The sequence below is a fragment of the Flavobacterium potami genome (genome assembly GCF_020026915.1).
Classification (GTDB): Bacteria; Bacteroidota; Bacteroidia; order Flavobacteriales; family Flavobacteriaceae; genus Flavobacterium; species Flavobacterium potami.
Genome location: NZ_JAINUY010000007.1, coordinates 286,527 through 307,548, shown reverse-complemented (window position 1 = coordinate 307,548; position 21,022 = coordinate 286,527). Strand labels below are relative to the sequence as shown.

The following is a 21,022-nucleotide window of genomic DNA, read 5'->3' as shown; positions in this document are numbered from 1 at the left end:
TTGCCACGAATTGCACAAAATTACACGAATTAATTTCTTTAAAAATTAGTGCTAATTCGTGTAATTCGTGGCAAAAAAACTAAAAACGATGGATCTATTTAACGAAGTACTTAACGCAAAAAAGCAATTAGAAGATGTAGTTGCGGCTACGCCTTTAACTCAAAACCTTAATCTTTCAGACGAATTTGAATCTACTATTTTATTAAAAAGAGAAGATTTACAAATTGTTCGTTCGTATAAAATTCGAGGCGCATATAATAAGATTTCTTCGTTAAACGAAAAAGAAAAAACAAACGGAATTGTCTGTGCCAGTGCAGGAAATCATGCGCAAGGTGTCGCTTATTCTTGTAATCTTCTGAAGATTAATGGAAAAATTTACATGCCCAAAACCACGCCAAAACAAAAAGTAAAGCAAGTTCAGTTATTCGGAAAATCGTTTGTAGAAATTGTTTTAACTGGAGATACTTTTGATGATGCTTATGCATCTGCAACGGCAGATGCCATTAAAAATCATAAAACCTTTATTCATCCTTTTGATGATGAAAAAGTAATTGCCGGACAAGGAACTGTTGGTTTAGAAATTCTGGAAAGTTTTAAAGAACCTATTGATTATGTTTTTGTTCCAATTGGCGGCGGCGGATTGGCTTCGGGATTGTCTGAAGTTTTTAAACACTTAAGTCCAACAACCAAAATCATTGGTGTTGAGCCTAAAGGTGCTCCTTCAATGAAAACTTCGATTGAAGAAAATCAGAATACAGCCTTGAAAACAATTGACAAATTTGTGGATGGCGCAGCTGTAAAACAAGTTGGCAATAAAACTTTCGAAATCTGCCGTTATAATTTAGAAGATATTATTCTGGTTCCCGAAGGAAAAGTATGTACAACAATTTTACGTTTGTATAATGAAGAAGCAATGGTAGTTGAACCAGCAGGTGCTTTAACAATTGCTGCTTTGGATTTTTACAAGGAAAAAATAAAAGGAAAAAATGTAGTTTGCATTGTAAGCGGAAGTAATAATGATATTGAAAGAACTGCTGAAATCAAAGAACGCTCACTGCTTTATGAAGGTTTGATGCATTATTTTATGATTCAGTTTCCACAGCGCCCCGGAGCTTTAAAAGAATTTGTAAATAATATTTTAGGTCCAGACGATGACATTACCTATTTTCAATTTGCAAAGAAAAACAGTCGCGAAGTAGGTTCTGTAGTAGTAGGTTTAGAATTGAAAAACAAAAATGACATTATGCCAATCAAATTAAAAATGACAGAAAATGGATTTGAGTTTCAATATTTAAATGATAATCAGGATTTGTTTACACAACTTATAGGTTAATCGATAAAAACAAAAAGGCTGTCAGATGGAATGACAGCCTTTTAAAATCCAATAAAAAATTACTAATTTGAATCTGACATTTATTTATTGTTTTATTATCTTTTTGGAATAAGAACCCTGACTATCATTTACTTTTACAATATAAATTCCTTTCGGCAGTTTGGAAATCTCTATTTCCGACTGATTGCCTTTTACAAAATTTACATTCTTTTTTAAAACCGGCTGTCCCGTTACATTAAATATCTGAACATCAGAACTTCCTTCACGATTGGTCTCAATTTTCAAATGATTGTTGGTCTGATCAACAAAAATGGTCATATCGTTTGAACTCGCATTCTCAACTGGAATTTCTTGCACTGCCAAAGTGCTTTTTGCGGTAGTTGTAGAACTTTCAACCTGAACAAATTGCCATTGTTGATTAAGTCCACCTGTGTATGCCCAAACCTGAATATTGGCTCCGTTTGCTGTAGAAACACCTTCTACGTCAAGTGATTTTCCACTGTTTACATTTATCACTTTATAATATCCAGAGCCAAGACTTGTAATGGTCCATTTAAATTCGTTTGAGGTTGAAAAAGACTTTTGTTGCACTTTTAGTCCGTCTCCTGTTCCGTTATTTTCAACAGCCAAATACATTCCTGTTGATTTTACTATAATGTAATAATTGCCATTTCCAGCAGAAACAAATTTCCAACGCTGATTATTTCCGCCTCCATTTGTTATATCATACTGCTGAATGCGTCCTCCACTCGTGGTAGAATTATCGGCAACGTCTAAACCTTTGTTACTGTTTCTTGAAATAATATTATAATATCCCGGAAAACCAGTTGTTGCAGCTGTTACGGTTATTGCACTTGTTGCAGTTTTCGCTCCATCAACAGTTGTAACTGTAATTGTAGCATTTCCTGCAGAAACCGCTGTAACCAATCCGTTTGAGCTTACCGTTGCTACAGAAGTATTACTTGAGCTCCAATTTACAGCAGTATTAGTAGCATTATTTGGAGAAACGGTCGCCGTTAATTGCTGAGTTTGTCCAGCTGTAATTGTTGAAGAAGTAGGACTAACACTAACTCCTGTAACTGCAACTGGATTTGATGCTCCCCAATTAAATGTCACCGCAGAAGATGCCGGAACTGTATAATTAAATGCCGAAGAACCAGAAACCACTTTTATTGTATTTGACGATCCAGAATTATAAACAACAAGAGCCGTAGAACCATCAGGATTTTTGAATGCAACAGAAGAAATACTGCCGTTTGTACTTGAAGAAGCTATTCTTACTGCTCCTGGTTTTACAAATTTTGAAACTTGCCCAATAATATAATAAGCTACATTTCTCGTGTAACTTGTGCTGTTATTAACCGTAATGGCTCCCAAACAAGTAGTACATCCGCCAGGAGTACGTGGTCCATAACTTGAATTATTGGCAGCATTCCATTCTAAAACTGTTTTTGACCAGTTTGTTGTACTTCCGATTACTACATTTTGCATATGCCAGCCAAAATCACCTCCAAAATTTCCTCCTGCACCCGTATATTGTTCCGTAAAATATACATTTTTTCCTGTTTGAGTTTTTACTACTGACATATTTGAAATGTTTCCCAAATACAAGTGAAATGCCGCACCATCAACGTAAGAACTATTATTTAAAACATCTATTGGATAATTTGGATTATCACAGTTATGATCAAAAGCGATGATTTTCACATTTCCATATCCGGCCGCTGCCATTTGTGGACCAAGCTGCTGATTAATAAAATTCTTTTGTTCTGTTGAATTCATCAACATACTTGGTTCATTATTTGGATTTTCTGGTTCATTTTGTGGTGTAATTGCCCAAATATTAATACCTTGTGCTTTCATAGCATCAAAATACTTGATAAAATATTTTGCGTAAGCCGCATAATATTGTGTTTGAAGTGAACCTCCAACCCAAGAACCATTGGTTTTCATCCAGCGTGGTGCTGACCATGGTGTTGCCAAGATTTTGATATTTGGATTAATCTGCTGGATCTTTTTAATGATTGGAATTAAATAAGTCAAATCAGGTCCATTCAGACTAAAATTGTTCATATTCGTATCGCCTGAAGTTTCATTATAGCTATAAGAAGAACTACTTAAATCTGAAGCAGCAATACTGATACGGACAACGCTTGCATTTAAACCTGTTGTAGGATTGTACAAATCATTCAATAACTGATTTTGTTGAGTGGCCGCCATTCCCGAGATCACCTCACAGCTTCCTTCGGTAAGGGTATAACCAAAGCCATCCATGGTTTGATAAGTTGTTCCTGCATTTACGGTAACTGTCGAAGAATTTGTTCCTGAATTGGCTCCGAAATTGACCGTTCCTTGCTGTTGTAGCAATTTAGATTGATCTCCACTTGTTATCCAAGGAGTTACCGTCTGAGCATTTAAGCTGTTCATAAATAAAAGCGAACTACAAAAAAGTAGTTTCAACGCTTTACTTACCCGATTTGTAGGTTTTTGAGTAGTTTTGTGCATCTTTTGTGGTTTTTGTGGTTAGATAATTAGTTTTTCTTTTTCTCAATTATTCAGTTTTATTTTACTAAAACACCACAATATTATGAGTAATTCTGCAATATTCTTATTTTGAATACTTTACAAATACACATCAAATTCAAAATTTTGGCATAACAAAAACTAATCCATTTGTTTTTTAAAAAATTAATTATCAATACTTTAAAAAATAAAAAATCATAAAAAACTTACCTGTTAAAATCCAAATAACTCATCAAAAATTACAAAACCACTACAATTCCTTACAAAATGTCTTTTTATGAGGAAATAAAAGGGTTAATGATAAATATCAGGAAAGCCAAAGAAAGATAAATTGTATTTTTGCAATTACTTTAAATTACAAAAAATGGCAGCTCTAAAAGATATTTCTACATTAGAAGACATAAAACAAATGGTTGACAGCTTTTATGGCAACGTAAGAAAAGACGATTTGATTGGACCAATTTTTAATGACAAACTTCAAGATCGCTGGGAACCTCACTTGCAAAAAATGTATAATTTCTGGCAGACTATTTTGTTTGATGTTCGCGCATACTCAGGAACTCCATTTCCTCCACACAAACAATTACCAGTCGATAAAACACATTTTGACCGTTGGATTGCCATTTTTAACTCCACGATAGATTCGCAATTTGAAGGTCCAATTACTGAAGAAGCCAAAATGCGTGCTACCAATATGGCTTTTATGTTTAGTCATAAAATTGAATATTTTAGGAATGCGGAAAACGAATTAAGAAATTCGGGAAATAAATCTTAGACGTACAAAATCTACAAAAATGCAATAAAAGGATCTTTAGAATAAAAAATTTTCGATTAGCGATACCAAATCGAGCTGTAAATTCGTAATTTTACAATCTAATCTACATCGTTTTCGAAATGAATCCAAATATTGAAACCAATCCGTTATTAGAGCGATTGCCGAAGCATTTACAGCAATTTATTAAACCTCAAGATTATAGCGATTACACTCCTATCAATCAAGCGGTTTGGCGATATGTGATGCGCAAAAATGTAGATTATCTTTCTAAAGTAGCACATCATTCTTATTTGGAGGGTTTAAGAAAAACAGGAATCGAAGTTGATTCTATTCCGAGTATGTACGGGATGAACCGAATTCTAAGCGAAATTGGCTGGGCTGCGGTTGCCGTTGATGGCTTTATTCCCCCAAATGCTTTTATGGAATTTCAGGCTTACAATGTTCTGGTTATTGCTTCAGATATTCGACAATTAGAGCATATTGAATATACTCCGGCTCCAGATATTATTCATGAAGGTGCCGGCCATGCTCCTATTATTGCGAATCCTGAATATGCGGAATATTTGAGACGTTTTGGTGAAATTGGATGTAAAGCAATTTCATCTCACAAAGATTATCAAATGTATGAAGCAATTCGTTTGCTTTCTATTTTGAAAGAAGCCGAAGATACACCACAAGAAAAAATCGACGAAGCCGAAAAAGCGGTTGCCGATTTACAAAACGATATGGGTGAACTATCTGAAATGGCTCAAATTAGAAACCTGCATTGGTGGACTGTTGAATATGGTTTGATTGGAACTGTTGAGAATCCGAAAATTTATGGTGCTGGATTGCTTTCTTCAATTGGTGAAAGTGCTCATTGTATGACCGACAATGTGAAGAAAATTCCTTATGATATTTCAGCTGCCAATCAGAATTTTGATATTACACAGTTACAACCTCAACTTTATGTTACGCCAACTTTTTCTCATTTGAGTTTGATTTTGGAAGAGTTTGCTAATAAAATGGCTTTGAGAACTGGAGGTTTGTCTGGAATTAAAAAGCTTATTCAATCGAACGCTTTAGGGACAATTGAATTGAGTACTGGTTTACAGATTTCAGGAGTTTTTACAAATGTAATTGAAGAAGAAGGAAAACCTGTTTATATTCAAACAACTGGAAAAACGGCTTTGGCTTATCGCGAAAAAGAATTAGTTGGGCACGGAACTTTAACGCATCCACACGGATTTGGAAGTCCGATCGGGAAACTGAAAGGATTTAATCTTGCAATTGAAGATATGAGTCCGAAGGACTTACAAGCTTACAGTATTGTTGAAGGAGAAAAAATAACGCTTGAATTTGAAGGCAATATTATTGTTGAAGGAGAAATTATTACGGGTTCAAGAAATCTTCACGGGGAAATCATTTTAATCAGTTTTAAAAATTGTACTGTAACGCATGGCGAAACAATTTTATTCCAACCAGAATGGGGTAATTATGATATGGCAATTGGTAAAAAAGTGATTTCTGCTTTTTCTGGTCCCGCCGATGTCAATAGTTTTGATTTAATCAATATCGTTCCTTCAACAAAAACTATAAAAGCAAAACATACAGAAGAACGTGACGAGCTGGAGCATTTATATGCACTTGTTCGTGATATTCGAAATAATAAAAATCCTAAAACTGAATTACAATCTGTTTTTGAAAAGCTAAAAAACAATCACGCAAACGACTGGTTATTATCCGTTGAAATTGCTGAACTTTTGAAAGATTCTGACGAAAAACAACTTTTACAAGAAGTATTGGTTCATTTGGATCAATTGAAAGAAAAACGTCCTGAAATCGCGCATTTAATTGCTGGAGGATTGGATTTGATTTTTAATTCTTTGCCTAATTTGCCACAAAGGCACTAAGGCGCGAAGGTTTTTACATTGTATAATACAAAGTACTGTTGTCATTTCGAGGAACGAGAAATCACACTAGAAATTCAATATAGTATATCGTCAATCTTTGTCGATTTACGAATGTGATTTCTCGTTCCTCGAAATGACAAGATTGCAGGGAAGTCTTTGCAACTTTGAACCTTTGTTACTTTGTCCCTTTGAACCTTAAAGTTTCAAATCCTGAGTCAACTCTGTTTCAGATTCAATAGTTTTTCCGTTGTATTGCAGTTTCCAACCCATAGAATTGGTCATGATTAAAATCTTAGATAATTCACTGATTAATCTGTTTTGGGCGTTCGTTTTTAGTGTAGATTTTTCGATTTTCTTAGCCAGATTCGCTTTTACTGATTTATTGATTTTATTATAATCATCTCCCGTAAACGGATTCAGTTTGCTTTGTTCAACATCGTAAAACTTAATATCTGGATTTATTGTAATTTCTTCTTTTGGAATATTTAGAATCGTAATCGTTTTGTTTTTTTCGTCGATATCATATTTCATCTGATGCAAATCGTAAGCAACCGTAACATTTGCATTTACAACTACTAAAGCTTTCTTTTCAAAAGAAACCATATCCATAAAATATTTCTGCTGATTTTTATAGGTAACGACTTCAGAGAAATGTCCTTCGGTTACTACCAATTTTCCAACATTTAAAATTTGCTGCTGAATTAAATTGGTATTATAATCCATTGAAGAATCGTCGTCTTTTTTGAAATCACAATATTTAAAAGCGAGAACAATTAATAAAACGATGACACCGACACCTATAATTCTTTTGATCAAGTTTTGCATTCTAGTAAAATATTTTAGACCAATTTACTTCTTTTTTTAGATTTTTTAGCCACGAATTCACGAATTATCTCTAATTTACTTGATGGTCAATTCGAATTTCTCAAATTTTAATTAGTGCAATTAGAGAAAATAAAATAAAGATTAAAAGATAATTCGTGAATTCGTGGCTGAAAAAACTTAAAACGGATATCCGATTGCTATATTCAAAATAAGATTGTCTTTTCGCCATGAACTGCTTCCGAAATTAATATCATCAATTACCCATCTTTGTCCGTCCGGTAATGCCGGATTTCGGAGCGGAATAGCCAAATCTGTTCTCAAAACTAAAAATGACAAATCGAAACGTAGACCTGCTCCTGCTCCAACAGCAAGTTCTTTCATAAAATCTTTTGAGATTTCGGCTCCTGGTTTATCTGGGTCGGCGTGTAAAAGCCAAATATTTCCGGCATCTAAAAAGATAGCTCCTCTTACAATGCTAAATAATTTCGCTCGATATTCTGTATTGAATTCCAACTTTAAATCGGCAGATTGATCTGGAGTATAATTTATATTAGTTGTCGTTGGCGGAATAACATAACTTCCCGGCCCAAGAGTTCTTGCTCTAAAGGCTCTAATACTATTTGTTCCTCCTACTACAAATTGTTTTGATGCAGGAAGCGTATTTGAGTTTCCATAAGCAAATCCAGCGCCTAAAATTAATCTACTTGCCAATTCGCTTTCTTTTCCTAGTTTCAAATAATGCCTAAAATCTGTTTTAATTTTAACGTATTGACTAAACGGAACATCAAATATCGTTTTTACCTTATCCGGATAATCTGCGCCAGTAACCAATCCCGTAATATTTCCTGCCAAATCCAATTCACCATTAAAATAAATAGTGTTTTTTCGGCGTTTCTGCATCGTATTGGTATACGTATAATTATATGTTGGACCAAAAATCAATTGTTTTTCAATCACTTTCCCTAAAGCAGGATCTTCTTTTATATCTTCTAAGTATTCTGGTGTCACGTGATTTGGACTTACATAAGTCACATCAATTACATTTAGCTGATGTTCTTTACGAATGTTTTCTTTCCACAAATAACCGAATGAAGTATTAAAAGAATTCAAAGCATATAATTGTGTTCTCTTTTGGTATTCATAGCGCAATGTTGCTTTGGTTCTAGGAACATATTCGCTATTTCCTTCAATATGAAAAGGCGTAATAAATCTTGGCCAAGTCAAACTAACTTCACCTCCAAGTTTGTAAATATTTTTTCCTTTATTTACTCCTCCAAGCTGAAAATCGGCTCCGCCAAAAACAGAAGCTGTAAACAATTCTGCTCCCTTTAAGAAGTTTCGATTGTTCCAGTTTACATTTAACTCAGTTCCTGTATAACTTGCTGAATTCGTTTTTCCAATTACCTCAACACGAATAAACTTTTTAGGCAAAAGCGTCAAATAGTAATACGAATCTAATGCATTTGGAATCGAATCCGAAGGTTTAAATTCATTTTTCACGAAACTAAAAGTTCCCAGATTTACAAACCGGTTTAAGGTCAGATTATGATCTTTTCTATTGTAAACATCTCCTTTTTTGAAATAAATCGTTCGGTCGTAAATTCTTGGTTTAAAAGTGTCTGCGGTATCAATTATTGTAAAATCTTTGTACTGCGTGATATTTCTTTTTCTGTAAACTGCGCTGTCATTCGTTAGCGAATAATTTGGATACACAAAGATTTTATCAATTTTATAAGCTGTCAATGCTTTAACAGGAGTATCATCTTTTATAACCAATCTGATTTTTACTTCATGATCGCCTTTACTGCTGTCCACTTTCGCTAGAATATAATCTGGATTAAAGTAGAAATAACCTTTTTCCTTTAATCGCGCATCAATTCGTTCTCTTTCTGCTTTAATCACCTCCAAATCATACGGATTTCCGACTTTCAACAAACTTCTTCTGTGACTCTTTGCAATGATTTTTGACATCTTAAGAGAATCATCTGGAAACGTCACACTTTTTATAATGTATTGTTTTCTTGGTGTAACGGTATATTCAGCCGTCACTCTTTTGTTTCGAACAGTCGAATCTGCACTAACACGCGTTTTAAAATACCCTCTGTTTTCCGTAAAATTTCGCAAAACCGAAGCATTATAATCTAAATCTACCTGACTAAAAAGAACTGGTGCTTCACCGACTTTGTTTCTTAGCCAATATCTGGTTCCTTTATCTTTTTTAGGTTCTCCGGCAAGATTGTAAATCCATAATTTAGGTCGAAGTCCAAAGATTTGTTTGTTGGGTTTTGGACGTAATAAACCTTCCAATTCTGTTTCTAAAGCTTTTCGATCTTTCTTTTTCATAATCGAATCTTTTATAGTCACAGAACCGCCAGTATAAAGTAAATCGCCTTCTGGAAGATATTTGGTATTACTGCATCCTATGATAAAAAATAAGGAAAACAGTGCGATACACTTTATATAAAATTGTTTTATATGATTATGTTTTAAGCTCATTTCCTTTAATTTGATTTTCTTCTTCTTTGTCTTGCAGTTTTTCTTTTTCCTTCTCCTCCTGCTTCTTTTTCTTTTCTTTCTCTTTTCGGATTTTCTCTTCTCTAATTAATTCTTTTTCTTCTTCTGAACGATGAAAAAGCTCTCTGAATTTATTATAACTCATCGTAATTACAAAAGCAACACCGGTTTCTACAACCTGACCTTCAACCGCAACCTGATATTGATTTTTACGATACGCACGAACCATATATCGACCGTCTTTTGTAAGTTGATAATCCAGAGCAACATCTCCTGCAATATTGGTGCTTTCTTCGTTGGCACGTTCTTGTCCTTCAACTCCAAAACTGCTTCCAACTGTCACTTTCAATCGGTCGTCAAGTAATTTTTTAGAAACTTCAACATTCAGATCAGTTCGGTTTTGCATTGTTCCTGTGGTATAATCTTCTGTCGACTCTAAATCAAAATTGACTTCAAATCCTGTAATCAAATCACCTGCAAGATTGTTTAATTGTTGCGAAAGAATTTTACTCACACTTTGTCTGGCAAAAGATTCGGCATTTGTACCACCGCTTTCGCTTGAAAATGGATTTTCGCCAACAAATCTGTTCAATAATAAAAGCGCAAAAACCTGTTTGTTCATCTCAGCCGGATCTTGTTCTAATTGTTTCAACTTTGTTTGCGTTAATTCTACAACATCAGAAGAAACATTATAATTTCCTTCTGGAAGTACAATTCCGAAGGAGATTTCTGGTTTCAGCAATTCTCCGTTCATCTTCAACAAAGTTTGAAAAGGAAGTTTTTGTTTATAAGTATTTTGAACTGCAGGTGGTAGGCTTTTCAACTGATTTCCTAACAAATCAATTGGCGCTGTGTTTACTTTGTAAATTGCCGTAATATTTAAAGTTGCCATTGTCGGCTCGCCATTCCAGGTAATAAAACTTCCTTTCTGAATATCAAATTTTCTTTTTATTCCGTTGAAATTCATTTGATAAGCACCTTCTGAGAATTCATATTTCCCAGTTAAAGTTGTTTTTCCAGATTGATCGATTCCGCCAACTAATTCTGCTTCTCCTTTCAAATTCAAATAATCCCCATTTGATTTATCGATTAACAAAGTAAGTTCTGCTTCTTTATCAATTGAAATCGCCACATTTACATTCATTCCTTTCAACTCCGATTGATTCAGTTTGTTCTGCATATCAACCGTCTGTTTCAGATAAACGTTATCTTCATCGACAAACTCTACAATTCCTTCACGATCCGCAATTGAAGGATCTGATTGTGGCATAACCACTGTAAATTTGGTCTTTTTATTAATTTTTAACGTTCCATCAATTACTGGACTGTCGAGATCTCCCTTGATATTTAATTTTGTATCTAAAAATAAATCTCCGTAGAATAAGTCGTTGTCTTTTGCTTTGGAGTTAATCGCTCTAAAATCGTCTGCTTCAACCAATAAATCGAAATTGTATTTTCTAAAATCAGGCGATTTTATATTTCCATTTACATACAATTCATTGTCATTTTCATCAAAAAGAGAGAATTTATCAAACGAAATTGTTTCGTTATCGAATGTGATTTTTTCGTTTCCAATTTTAAAATACGAATTCAGTTGTGTTACTCTGAAAGCGGCATCATTAAAATTCAATTCTCCATTAATTCTTGGAGTTGTTGTGTTTCCAGTAATTTTAAAATTTCCTGATAAATAACCTTTTCCTTCGGTAATATTATCCATACTGAAACCTTGAATACTGGCAATATTCAGTTTATTGATATCGACATCAAAATCAAAATTTCCAGCGTCTAATTGATAATCTCCCGTTAGTTTAAGATCATTTCCTTCATCGCTTAAAGTCACATTTGCCGCAAGCGTATTGGCAGTTTTATTGTCTACTTTTATTTCTAAATCACCTACTTTATCTCCTTTAAAAGTAAAATCATCAATTTTTAAATCGGATGTAAAAGTTGGATTGGTCATTACATTTTCAACTAGTGCATTTCCGTTGATCAAACCTTGCATTAAAAGCTCATCTTTTTTAACCATATTCATGATGGTCTCGATTTTGAAGTTTACAAAATCGACTTGCAGTGGCGCATTATCCTGCGTTCCCTGCGATTGAACTTTTAATTCATTTCCGTTATTATTCAAATTGAATTTATTGACATAAAGTCGTTTGTCTCCAAATTCAATGGCATTTTCTGGATCAACATTCCATTTGTCATAGTTTAAAACGAAGTTTTCAGCATCAAGTTTTAAGATGTTTTTAGAATCTTCTGCTTTAAATTCACCTGCAATAAAATACTGCTGTTTTTGTTTGGCATCCTGAACCTCAAGTGCGTAAGTCAAAATATTATTTTGAACATCACCTTTTAAACTCGTAAACGGAATTTTTAAAGAACCACTTTCAATTGTTGCGATTGAAATGGAATATTCTAAAGCATTTTCTTTGGCTTCAATATTAATTTTTCCATCAGAAATCGTGTTATCAGCATAAGCAATTCTTGGAATCGTACCTCGAACTTCCAAAGAATCTGTGACATTGTTATATTTCCCTGTAATTTTAATTGGCTCTAAACCTGTCAATTTCGGAATCAATTTGAATAAAATCGGATCGTTGTCTACAGAAAGTGTAAACGCCAGCCTCTGTTCATCTGATTCTCCGTTCACTTTTGGATTCTTCAAATCAATGTATTTTGACAATGATTTTTTCATTGCCGCAACAAGTGTTGTCAACTTATATTTTCCGTCAACCTCGGCTTTTAAAAATTGAGACGAAACTTTAATATTATTACGTGTTTGGTCTGCAAACGCAATTACACGAACCGAATCCAAAACAATTGGTTCTTTGTCTTGCAAAATTTGAACATTCGAAAGGAATACTTTTCCATTCAAATAATCGGGATTACTGTTGGTAATATCGGCGTCGACATTGCCACGCAATTTCATTGGGCCTGCATGCAGATTCAGTTTTTCTAAATCGGCAATATCCAGATTCAGTTTTAATTTTACGGTTGGATATTTATCTTTTGTATCTCCGCTTGCCGTTAAATCAAAATTCAGATTTGGATCTTTCATTCCAGATTTTACTGCAAAAGAACCGTTTTCTATATTTCCTTTTAAAGCTAAATCTTTATACGTGTATCTATTAAAAACGGCTTTCTGTACTAAACCATCAATAGCGGCATTTGCTGTTTTCGGATCTAAACCATTTCCTTTTACTTTCGCTTTAAGCGTAATTTTTCCAATCGAATCGTTTTTAATTAATCGGCCTAAATCGAAATCTAGAAGATAGACTTCTGCATCGTATTTTTCTTTTTTCTTGATGCGTTGATCAAATAAAGCGTCCACTTTAGCATTTCCGAAACTGCTGTTTAAAGCTAAATTAGTTTTAAAATTCTGAACCGAACCTTTAAATTTTCCTTGTAAATTTAATTGAGAAGGCAATTGAATATTTTTCGGAATTGTTCCTGCCGGCACAAACATATTGATATCTTTTGCGGTGCTGGAAATCTTTTTAATATTCAAATCGTAATACGCTTTTTGAGCATCAGGCAAACCAGCAATTTTCCCCGAAAGGGAAACTTTTGTTGTTCCTATTCCGCTCATTTCAAACTTCGAAATATTCAGATCTTTTACTTTCCCGCTTACACGACTGTCTACATACAAAATCGCATTTGGATTACTCTTAAACGGATTTGTTTTCTGTAAATCTGGTACAAACAATAAAATGTCTTTGAAACCAATTTTTGATTGCTTTAAATTGGCATCAAGAGCCAAATTTCCTAAATCTTTTTGAAGTGATTCAAGCGATTTATATTCGGCTTTTATTTTATCTTGAACGAGAGTTTGCGGTGTTTTTAAATATAAATTATCTAAAGACGCATTTTTGGGTCCGTAAAAGAAATCGGTTTTTAAAGATTGAATGGCTAAGCCACTTTTTTCATTTACAGTAAGCGTTTTGATACTTCCTGAAATCGTATCATTTCCGTAGTATAGTTTCTTGGCTTTAAAGTTGAATTTGTTTAAATCTAAATGCTTGTAATCGATTCCTCTTAAAACTGGTTTCGATTGCATGTCATCAAATTTGAAAGCGATATTTTCTAAATTGGTTTCGTTTAATTTTACTTTCCAGCCCGCTTGTTTTACGGCTGTGGTGTCGAGGTTTGGCGCTTGAATCTGCTTATCTTTTGCACCCAAACGTAAATTTCCTTTAAGATTTTTAACTTCAAAAGTATCAAAATCCAAAAGCTGTTTATTAAGATCAATCTCATTTACTAACAAATTTAAATTTCCTAAACTTATACCCGAATTTAATTTCGAGTCTTTATTATCATATAAAACATCAATTTTGGATAAAGCAATTTTATCCAATTTCAATTTGAAGTCTGGTCGTTTCGAAACCGTGTCAACAGTTTTAACTGAAACTTCTGCAATTTTCTCCACAACATCTTGATCTAAAACCACTTTTAAACCATTTAAGTTGATAGTTGGAATATTAAAATCCATTTGATCTAAATCGAACTTTTTGAATTTGGTATCAAAATGTGTCAGATTTACTCGAATATCATTTTTAGAAAAATCATCTTTAAAGTTAAATTTAACCTGATCTAGATTGACTTTTACAACCGAAATTTTGAAAGGCTTGGCATTAGGATCTTCTACTTTTGGTTCTTTAGATTCAAATGCTTTGATGATATAATCGAAATTGAAAACACCTTCTTTGTTTCTGGAAATATTCGCTTTTACATTTTCAAGCGAAACAGAGTTGATTTCAAGTTCACTGCTTACCAATTTAAAAAGATCAACATCAACTTCTAATCGTTTACCTGCCAGCAAAGTATCTTTCTTTTGATCTTCAAAATAGAAACCTTCCAGAACTACATCTTTCGGGAATTTGATTAAGATTTTATCTAACGAAACTTTGGTTTTGATCTTGCCTTCAAGATATGTAATCGCTTTATTTTTAACGAAATTCTGAACCGATGGAACTTGAATTAAAATAATAAGAAGTAATAAAAGCGTAATCACAGAACCCACACACCAAAGCAGTATACGAAGTGTTTTTTTTAAATAATGAATGGGTTTCTTATTCATACCTCAATAAAATCATTTTAGATTAGATTACTTCTGAAAAAAGCAGGATTAGACATTTTACAAAAATGTAAAATTTAAACCTTAACAATTTACATAATTATGAGGAATTATTCTAAAATTTTACTGCTAAATGAGCTTTTTCTTGCCACGAAGGCTCTGAGGCACGAAGTTTTTTCTAAAATTTTATATGCGGTTGTTTTTCTCCTAGAAGATTAATTTTCTTTTGAAGATTATCTAGGAATTTTTGATGCTGTTCTGATTCTGGATTAAAACTTCTGTGGCGCAGGCTTTTTTGGATTTCGTCTACTTCTTTCATTATCGAAAAATCAGTTTCTGCAATATAATTTTCGCTGAAAAGCTTCCAGATATAATCGATAGCAATTTGATTGGGATGCAACATATCTTCGCCATAAAAACGATAATCACGCAATTCATCCATCATGATTTCGTAAGAAGGAAAATAGTTGAAAGTCGAAAGTCGAAAGTCAAAAGTATTGTGCAAAGCCGTAAATAAATGCGATTTGCTTAATTGATTTTCTACAAAACCGTCTTTTATATGGCGAACTGGTGAAATGGTAAAAATGAAATTGATATCTGGATTTAATGCCTGAATTAATTCAATCGTATTTTGAATGCTTTTTTGAATCGCTTCAACCGATAATAATTCTTTTGAGAATTGTTTTTGAGGCACTTTATGACAATTGGCTACAATTTCGTCTTTCTCCAGATTTCTGTAAATCCAGGAAGTTCCAAAAGTGATAATAATATGTGTCGCTTCTTTTAATTGTTTATGAGTTTCTGTAAGAGCTTTATTTAATGTTTCTAATAATTCTTGTCGATCAGCATTACTTAAATCTGAATGTACATCAAAAGAATGCCAGCGTTCATTATGAAAAAAAACATCTTTTTCACCATAGAAATCCAGATTGCAGACTCTTTGAAACAATTTTTCTATGGAAACCGAATTAAAAATAATTCCAAACGGATTGGTTTCATTTTGGAATTTAAAATAATCGAATTTCTCCGCCATATTTTGTGCAAAACAAGAACCAATAGAAAGTATTTTCGAATTATAGTCAATTGGAGAATTACTTTTTAAAATTGGAATTTGAGTTCTGAATTGCATGGTTTCCTTTTTTTTTACAAAGTTAGAATAATTGCCCTTCAAAAAATTACATTTTTAATAACAAAAACTGACTTCACAAACTAAAACAATTCCTTACTTTTGCATCTTCCATTTTTTTAAATCACTTATGAAATTATTATATACTTACATCATCAAACACAAAATGCTTTTGTTTTTTGCTTTGATAATGGCTTCTATCAACATTTGTTTCAGTTTGTCAGACTCAGTAATTACTGGAAAATTAATGCAGGATTGCGGGGTTGGACTGGCAAAATACAAAGGAAACGAAATGGATTTTATCAAATCATTGGCTTTCTGGCTTGGGCTTTCGCTTGGTGCCGCAATGATTTCCAGAATTACCAAAAACTTTCAGGATTATTTCACCAACGTTGTAATTCAGCGTACTGGAGCACAAATGTATACTGACGGTATCAAGAAATCTCTTGATTTGCCTTTTGCCGAATTTGAAGATCAGCGAAGCGGTGAAACTTTAAGTAAACTGACAAAAGTTAGAATTGATTCTGAAAAACTAATTACACTTTCTATTTCGTTAATCTTTCAAACCATTATCGGATTTATTTTCGTAATTGTTTATGTTGCAAGAATCGACTTTAGAATCTCGATTATCTTTTTAATTACAGCGCCAATTATTGCTTTGGTGAGTTTGTATTTGGGTAAAAAGATCAAAATTGTCTCGAGAAAGATTGTAAATCAGACCAATGCTCTTGCGGGTTCTACAACAGAAAGTTTGCGAAATATTGAGTTAGTAAAAAGTCTTGGTTTAACGTATCAAGAAGAAAAACGTTTGAACTTAAACACTTTTAAAATTCTTCAATTAGAATTGGAAAAAATCCGCTTTATTAGGAGTTTGAGTTTTATTCAGGGAACAACCGTTCACTTTTTGAGAACTTGTGTTGTTTTTGCTTTGTACTATTTCTTGTTTGGAGGAAAAATCATTGTTGGAGATTTATTGACAATGGTATTTTTCACTTTCTTTATTTTTGGACCGTTACAAGAATTAGGAAACTTCATTATTGCATTGAATGAAACGAAAGTTTCTATGGAAAACTTTAAAAACCTATTGAATGCACCTAAAGAATTTCGTCCTGCAACTCCAAAACATGTTGGAGCTATTCAAAAATTACTTTTTGAAAATGTTAGTTTTCAACATAAAACAGCAAAATTCAAAGCAGTTGAAAACATCAATTTCGAAATCAAACAAGGACAAACCGTCGCTTTTGTTGGTCCGTCTGGATCAGGAAAAACAACTTTAGTAAAACTATTAGTTGGCTTGTATTCTCCACAGGAAGGTCACGTTTTGTATAATGATATTGATTCAACAGATATTGATTTACTGGACCTAAGAAAACAATTGGGATTTGTAACGCAGGACGCACAGTTATTTTCTGGAACTATTCGCGAAAATCTATTATTCGTAAAACCAAATGCAACCGACGAAGATTTATACGATGCCTTAAAACGTGCTAGTTGTGATAAACTTCTGAGACGTGCGGAAGACGGCTTAAACACCACAATCGGTGAAGGCGGAATCAAAGTCTCTGGTGGAGAAAAACAACGTTTATCTATTGCGAGAGCAATATTAAGAAATCCGAATTTATTGATTTTTGATGAAGCAACTTCTGCTTTAGATTCTATTACCGAAGAAGAAATTAATGCCACTATTAGAAACATCTCAGACAAAAACAGAATTACAGTTTTAATCGCTCACCGTTTGTCAACCGTAATGCATGCTGATAGAATTTTTGTTTTAGAACAAGGAAAAATCATCGAACAAGGTAAACACGAAGATTTGATTGTGGAGAAAGGATTGTATTACGCAATGTGGCGCCAGCAGATTGGGGAAAGAAAGTAGTTTTTTTTTAAGCTACTAAGATTCTAAGTTGCTAAGTTTTTGAATTGCCTCCTGCTTTAGCTGGAGGTATAAAAAGTCTTATAAAAAAGGGCTTTAGCCAAACTGATACGTTTGGCTAAAGCCCTTTTCTAATGCTATAATTTTTCATCCAGCTAAAGCTGGACGTTATTAAATTGTATTATTTGTCATTTCGATCGAAGGGAGAAATCACACTAGTAAATCGACAAAGATTTTAGATATACTTTGCGGAGTTTCATGTGTGATTTCTCCTTTCAGTCGAAATGACATAAAATGAGAAAAAACAAAAACCCGACAGGTTTTAAAAACCTGTCGGGTTTACTATCTATAAAAAACTTAGAATCTTAGTAACTCAGATTCTTAGCAACTTATTTCACAAACTCAATCGCTTTCGAAAGCGCCTCAGCAATTCCGTCAACATTTTTACCTCCTGCAGTTGCGAAGAAAGGTTGTCCTCCTCCACCACCTTGGATGTATTTTCCTAATTCACGAACTACTTGTCCAGCGTTTAAGTTTTTGCTTGCTACAATTTCTTTAGAAACATAACATGTTAACATTGGTTTTCCTTCGTGAGCTGTAGCCAAAACAATAAATAAATCATTGTAAGCATTACCTAACTCGTAAGCCAAATCCTTTGCTCCTTCAGGATTTAAATCTACTTGTTTCGCTAAGAACTGAACTCCATTGATTTCTTGTAATTCTTTAGCTAAATCAGCTTTCATATTTTTAGCTTTATCTTTCAATAAAGTTTCCAATTGTTTTTTCAACTGAGCATTTTCGTCCTGTAAAGCCAAAATCGATTTTACTGGATCTTGAGCATTTTTTAGCGCTTCTTTAATTTCATTTAAAGAAACAGCTTGAGACTCAAAATATTCTTTTGCAGCTTCACTAGTAATTGCTTCAATTCTTCTAATTCCAGCCGCAACTGCTCCTTCTGAAACAATTTTAAAGTGCCAGATATCAGATGTGTTAGCAACGTGCGTTCCTCCACATAATTCGACAGAATCTCCGAATTTAATCGTACGAACTAAATCGCCATATTTTTCTCCAAACAAAGCAATTGCACCATCTTCAAGAGCTTGTTCTTTCGGAATTGCTCTTTTCTCAATTAACGGCAAACTTTCGCGAATTCTTGCATTTACAAAGTTCTCTACTTCTACTAATTCTTCATCAGAAACTTTAGCGAAGTGCGAAAAGTCAAAACGTAAAGAAGCATTTCTTACCATCGAACCTTTTTGCTCGATATGAGTTCCTAAAATCTTACGCAAACCTTGGTGCAATAAATGCGTAGCCGAGTGGTTTGACGAAGTTTTAGCTCTCTGAATCGCGTCTACAACAGCATTGAAAGTTCCAGTAAGATTCTCTGGCAATGATTTTGCCAAATGTATCGTTTGGTTATTTTCTTTTTTAGTGTCGATAATATAAATAATATCTCCGTTTTGCGCTTCTAAATATCCTTTATCTCCAGTTTGTCCACCGCTTTCTCCGTAAAATGGAGTTGCATTGAAAACTAATTGGAAAATTTCTCCATCTTTTGCGCTTTCAACTCTACGGTATTTTGTAATCTTAACTTGTTGCGATAATCTATCATAACCAACAAACTCTTGAATATCATCTTCAATAATTACGTTCCAATCTCCAGCAGTTACTTTAGAAGCCGCACGAGATCTTTCCTTTTGTAATTGCAATTGCTCTTGGAATCCAGCTTCGTCTAATTTTAATCCTTTTTCTGAAAGAATTAAAGCGGTTAAGTCAATTGGGAATCCGTACGTATCGTACAATTCGAAAGCTTTTTTACCGTCGATTGTATCTCCGTTATTATTTAAAATTACAGCATCTAAAAGAACTAAACCTTGATCTAATGTTCTTAAAAAAGAATTCTCTTCTTCGCGAATAACATTTGAACAAAGTGCTTTTTGCGTTCTGATTTCTGGGAAAGAATCTCCCATTTGCTCGCTTAAAGTTTCTACCAATTTATAGATAAAAGCTTCTTTAGTTCCTAAGAAAGTAAAGCCGTAACGAATAGCACGACGTAAAATTCTACGAATTACATAACCTGCTCCTGTGTTAGAAGGCAATTGACCATCTGCAATAGCAAAAGCTACCGCACGAACGTGATCTGCTACAACACGAATTGCAATGTTTACTTTTTCTTCAGCTTCGTTTGATGCTTTTACAGCATATTTTGCTCCAGTAATGGTTTCAATTTCTCTAATTAATGGCATGAAAACATCTGTATCATAGTTTGATGTTTTTCCTTGCAATGCCATACACAAACGCTCAAATCCCATTCCGGTATCTACGTGCTGTGCAGGAAGTTTTTCTAGAGAACCATCCGCCTTACGGTTGAATTCCATGAAGACATTATTCCAGATTTCAACTACTTGCGGGTGATCATTATTCACTAAACTTTTTCCAGAAACCAAAGCTTTTTCTTCAGCAGAACGTAAATCAACGTGAATTTCAGAACAAGGTCCGCATGGTCCCTGATCTCCCATTTCCCAGAAATTATCTTTTTTATTTCCTAAAATAATTCTGTCTTCGTCGATTAAAGTTTTCCAAATATCCCAAGCTTCTTGATCAAACGGAACATTATCTTCTTTACTTCCTTCAAAAACAGAAACATAAAGATTCTCTTTTGGAATTTTATAAACCTCAGTCAATAATTCCCAAGCCCAATTAATTGCTTCTTTTTTGAAATAATCACCAAAAGACCAGTTTCCTAACATTTCAAACATCGTGTGGTGGTATGTATCAATACCAACTTCTTCAAGGTCATTATGTTTTCCTGAAACACGAAGACATTTTTGCGTATCGGCTATTCTTGGACTTTTTGGAGTTCCGTTTCCTAAGAAAAATTCTTTAAACTGGGCCATTCCCGAGTTATTGAACATTAAGGTTGGGTCGTCTTTAAGAACAATAGGAGCTGAAGGAACAATAGTATGCCCTTTACTCTCAAAAAAATCTAAAAATTGTTTACGTACGTCTTGTGATTTCATATTTAAATTAGAAAAATGTGTCTGTTTAATGTGTCAATTTGAAAATTAGAGTATTAGATAATTTATT

At 33.6% G+C, this 21,022-nt stretch carries 10 protein-coding genes; 4 read left to right on the top strand and 6 right to left on the bottom strand.

Annotated features, from left to right (window positions below; all coding sequences use genetic code 11):
* Positions 1-88: 88 nt before the first annotated feature.
* Complete coding sequence (gene ilvA, locus K6T82_RS20150; protein ID WP_223709969.1) at positions 89-1,333, top strand: threonine ammonia-lyase IlvA; 1,245 nt, start codon at positions 89-91, stop codon at positions 1,331-1,333.
* 84 nt (positions 1,334-1,417) lie between these two features.
* Here the strand turns inward: ilvA and K6T82_RS20145 are convergent, their stop codons facing one another.
* Positions 1,418-3,838 (bottom strand): RICIN domain-containing protein, encoded by a 2,421-nt coding sequence (locus K6T82_RS20145; protein ID WP_223709966.1) that lies wholly within the window; start codon positions 3,836-3,838, stop codon positions 1,418-1,420.
* Between the two features lie 382 nt (positions 3,839-4,220).
* On the opposite strand from K6T82_RS20145, the gene K6T82_RS20140 reads away from it, so the two are divergent.
* Complete coding sequence (locus K6T82_RS20140; RefSeq protein ID WP_223709964.1) at positions 4,221-4,631, top strand: group III truncated hemoglobin; 411 nt, start codon at positions 4,221-4,223, stop codon at positions 4,629-4,631.
* A gap of 119 nt (positions 4,632-4,750) precedes the next feature.
* Positions 4,751-6,523, top strand: coding sequence for an aromatic amino acid hydroxylase (locus tag K6T82_RS20135; RefSeq protein WP_223709962.1), 1,773 nt, complete (start codon positions 4,751-4,753; stop codon positions 6,521-6,523).
* Between the two features lie 195 nt (positions 6,524-6,718).
* Here the strand turns inward: K6T82_RS20135 and K6T82_RS20130 are convergent, their stop codons facing one another.
* From K6T82_RS20130 to K6T82_RS20115, 4 genes are all read right to left on the bottom strand, one after another.
* A complete protein-coding gene (locus K6T82_RS20130) occupies positions 6,719-7,348 on the bottom strand; it encodes a DUF4230 domain-containing protein (protein WP_144215195.1) in 630 nt (209 codons plus the stop codon).
* A 177-nt stretch (positions 7,349-7,525) separates the two neighbouring features.
* Entirely contained in the window at positions 7,526-9,844 is a 2,319-nt protein-coding gene (gene tamL / locus K6T82_RS20125; protein WP_223709959.1) for a translocation and assembly module lipoprotein TamL, read from the bottom strand.
* Positions 9,828-14,939 carry a translocation/assembly module TamB domain-containing protein gene (locus K6T82_RS20120; RefSeq protein ID WP_223709957.1) on the bottom strand — a complete coding sequence of 1,704 codons (5,112 nt, stop codon included), beginning with the start codon at positions 14,937-14,939 and terminating at the stop codon, positions 9,828-9,830. The genes tamL and K6T82_RS20120 overlap by 17 nt, the downstream gene beginning before the upstream one ends.
* Positions 14,940-15,114: 175 nt before the next feature.
* On the bottom strand, positions 15,115-16,065 hold the full coding sequence (locus K6T82_RS20115; protein ID WP_223709954.1) for a GSCFA domain-containing protein: 951 nt from the start codon (positions 16,063-16,065) through the stop codon (positions 15,115-15,117).
* 127 nt (positions 16,066-16,192) lie between these two features.
* Between K6T82_RS20115 and K6T82_RS20110 the strand changes: the two genes are divergently transcribed.
* Positions 16,193-17,938, top strand: a complete 1,746-nt coding sequence (locus K6T82_RS20110) for an ABC transporter ATP-binding protein (RefSeq protein ID WP_223709952.1) — start codon at positions 16,193-16,195, stop codon at positions 17,936-17,938.
* 386 nt (positions 17,939-18,324) lie between these two features.
* Here the strand turns inward: K6T82_RS20110 and alaS are convergent, their stop codons facing one another.
* Positions 18,325-20,955 carry an alanine--tRNA ligase gene (gene alaS, locus K6T82_RS20105; RefSeq protein ID WP_223709950.1) on the bottom strand — a complete coding sequence of 877 codons (2,631 nt, stop codon included), beginning with the start codon at positions 20,953-20,955 and terminating at the stop codon, positions 18,325-18,327.
* Positions 20,956-21,022: the final 67 nt, after the last annotated feature.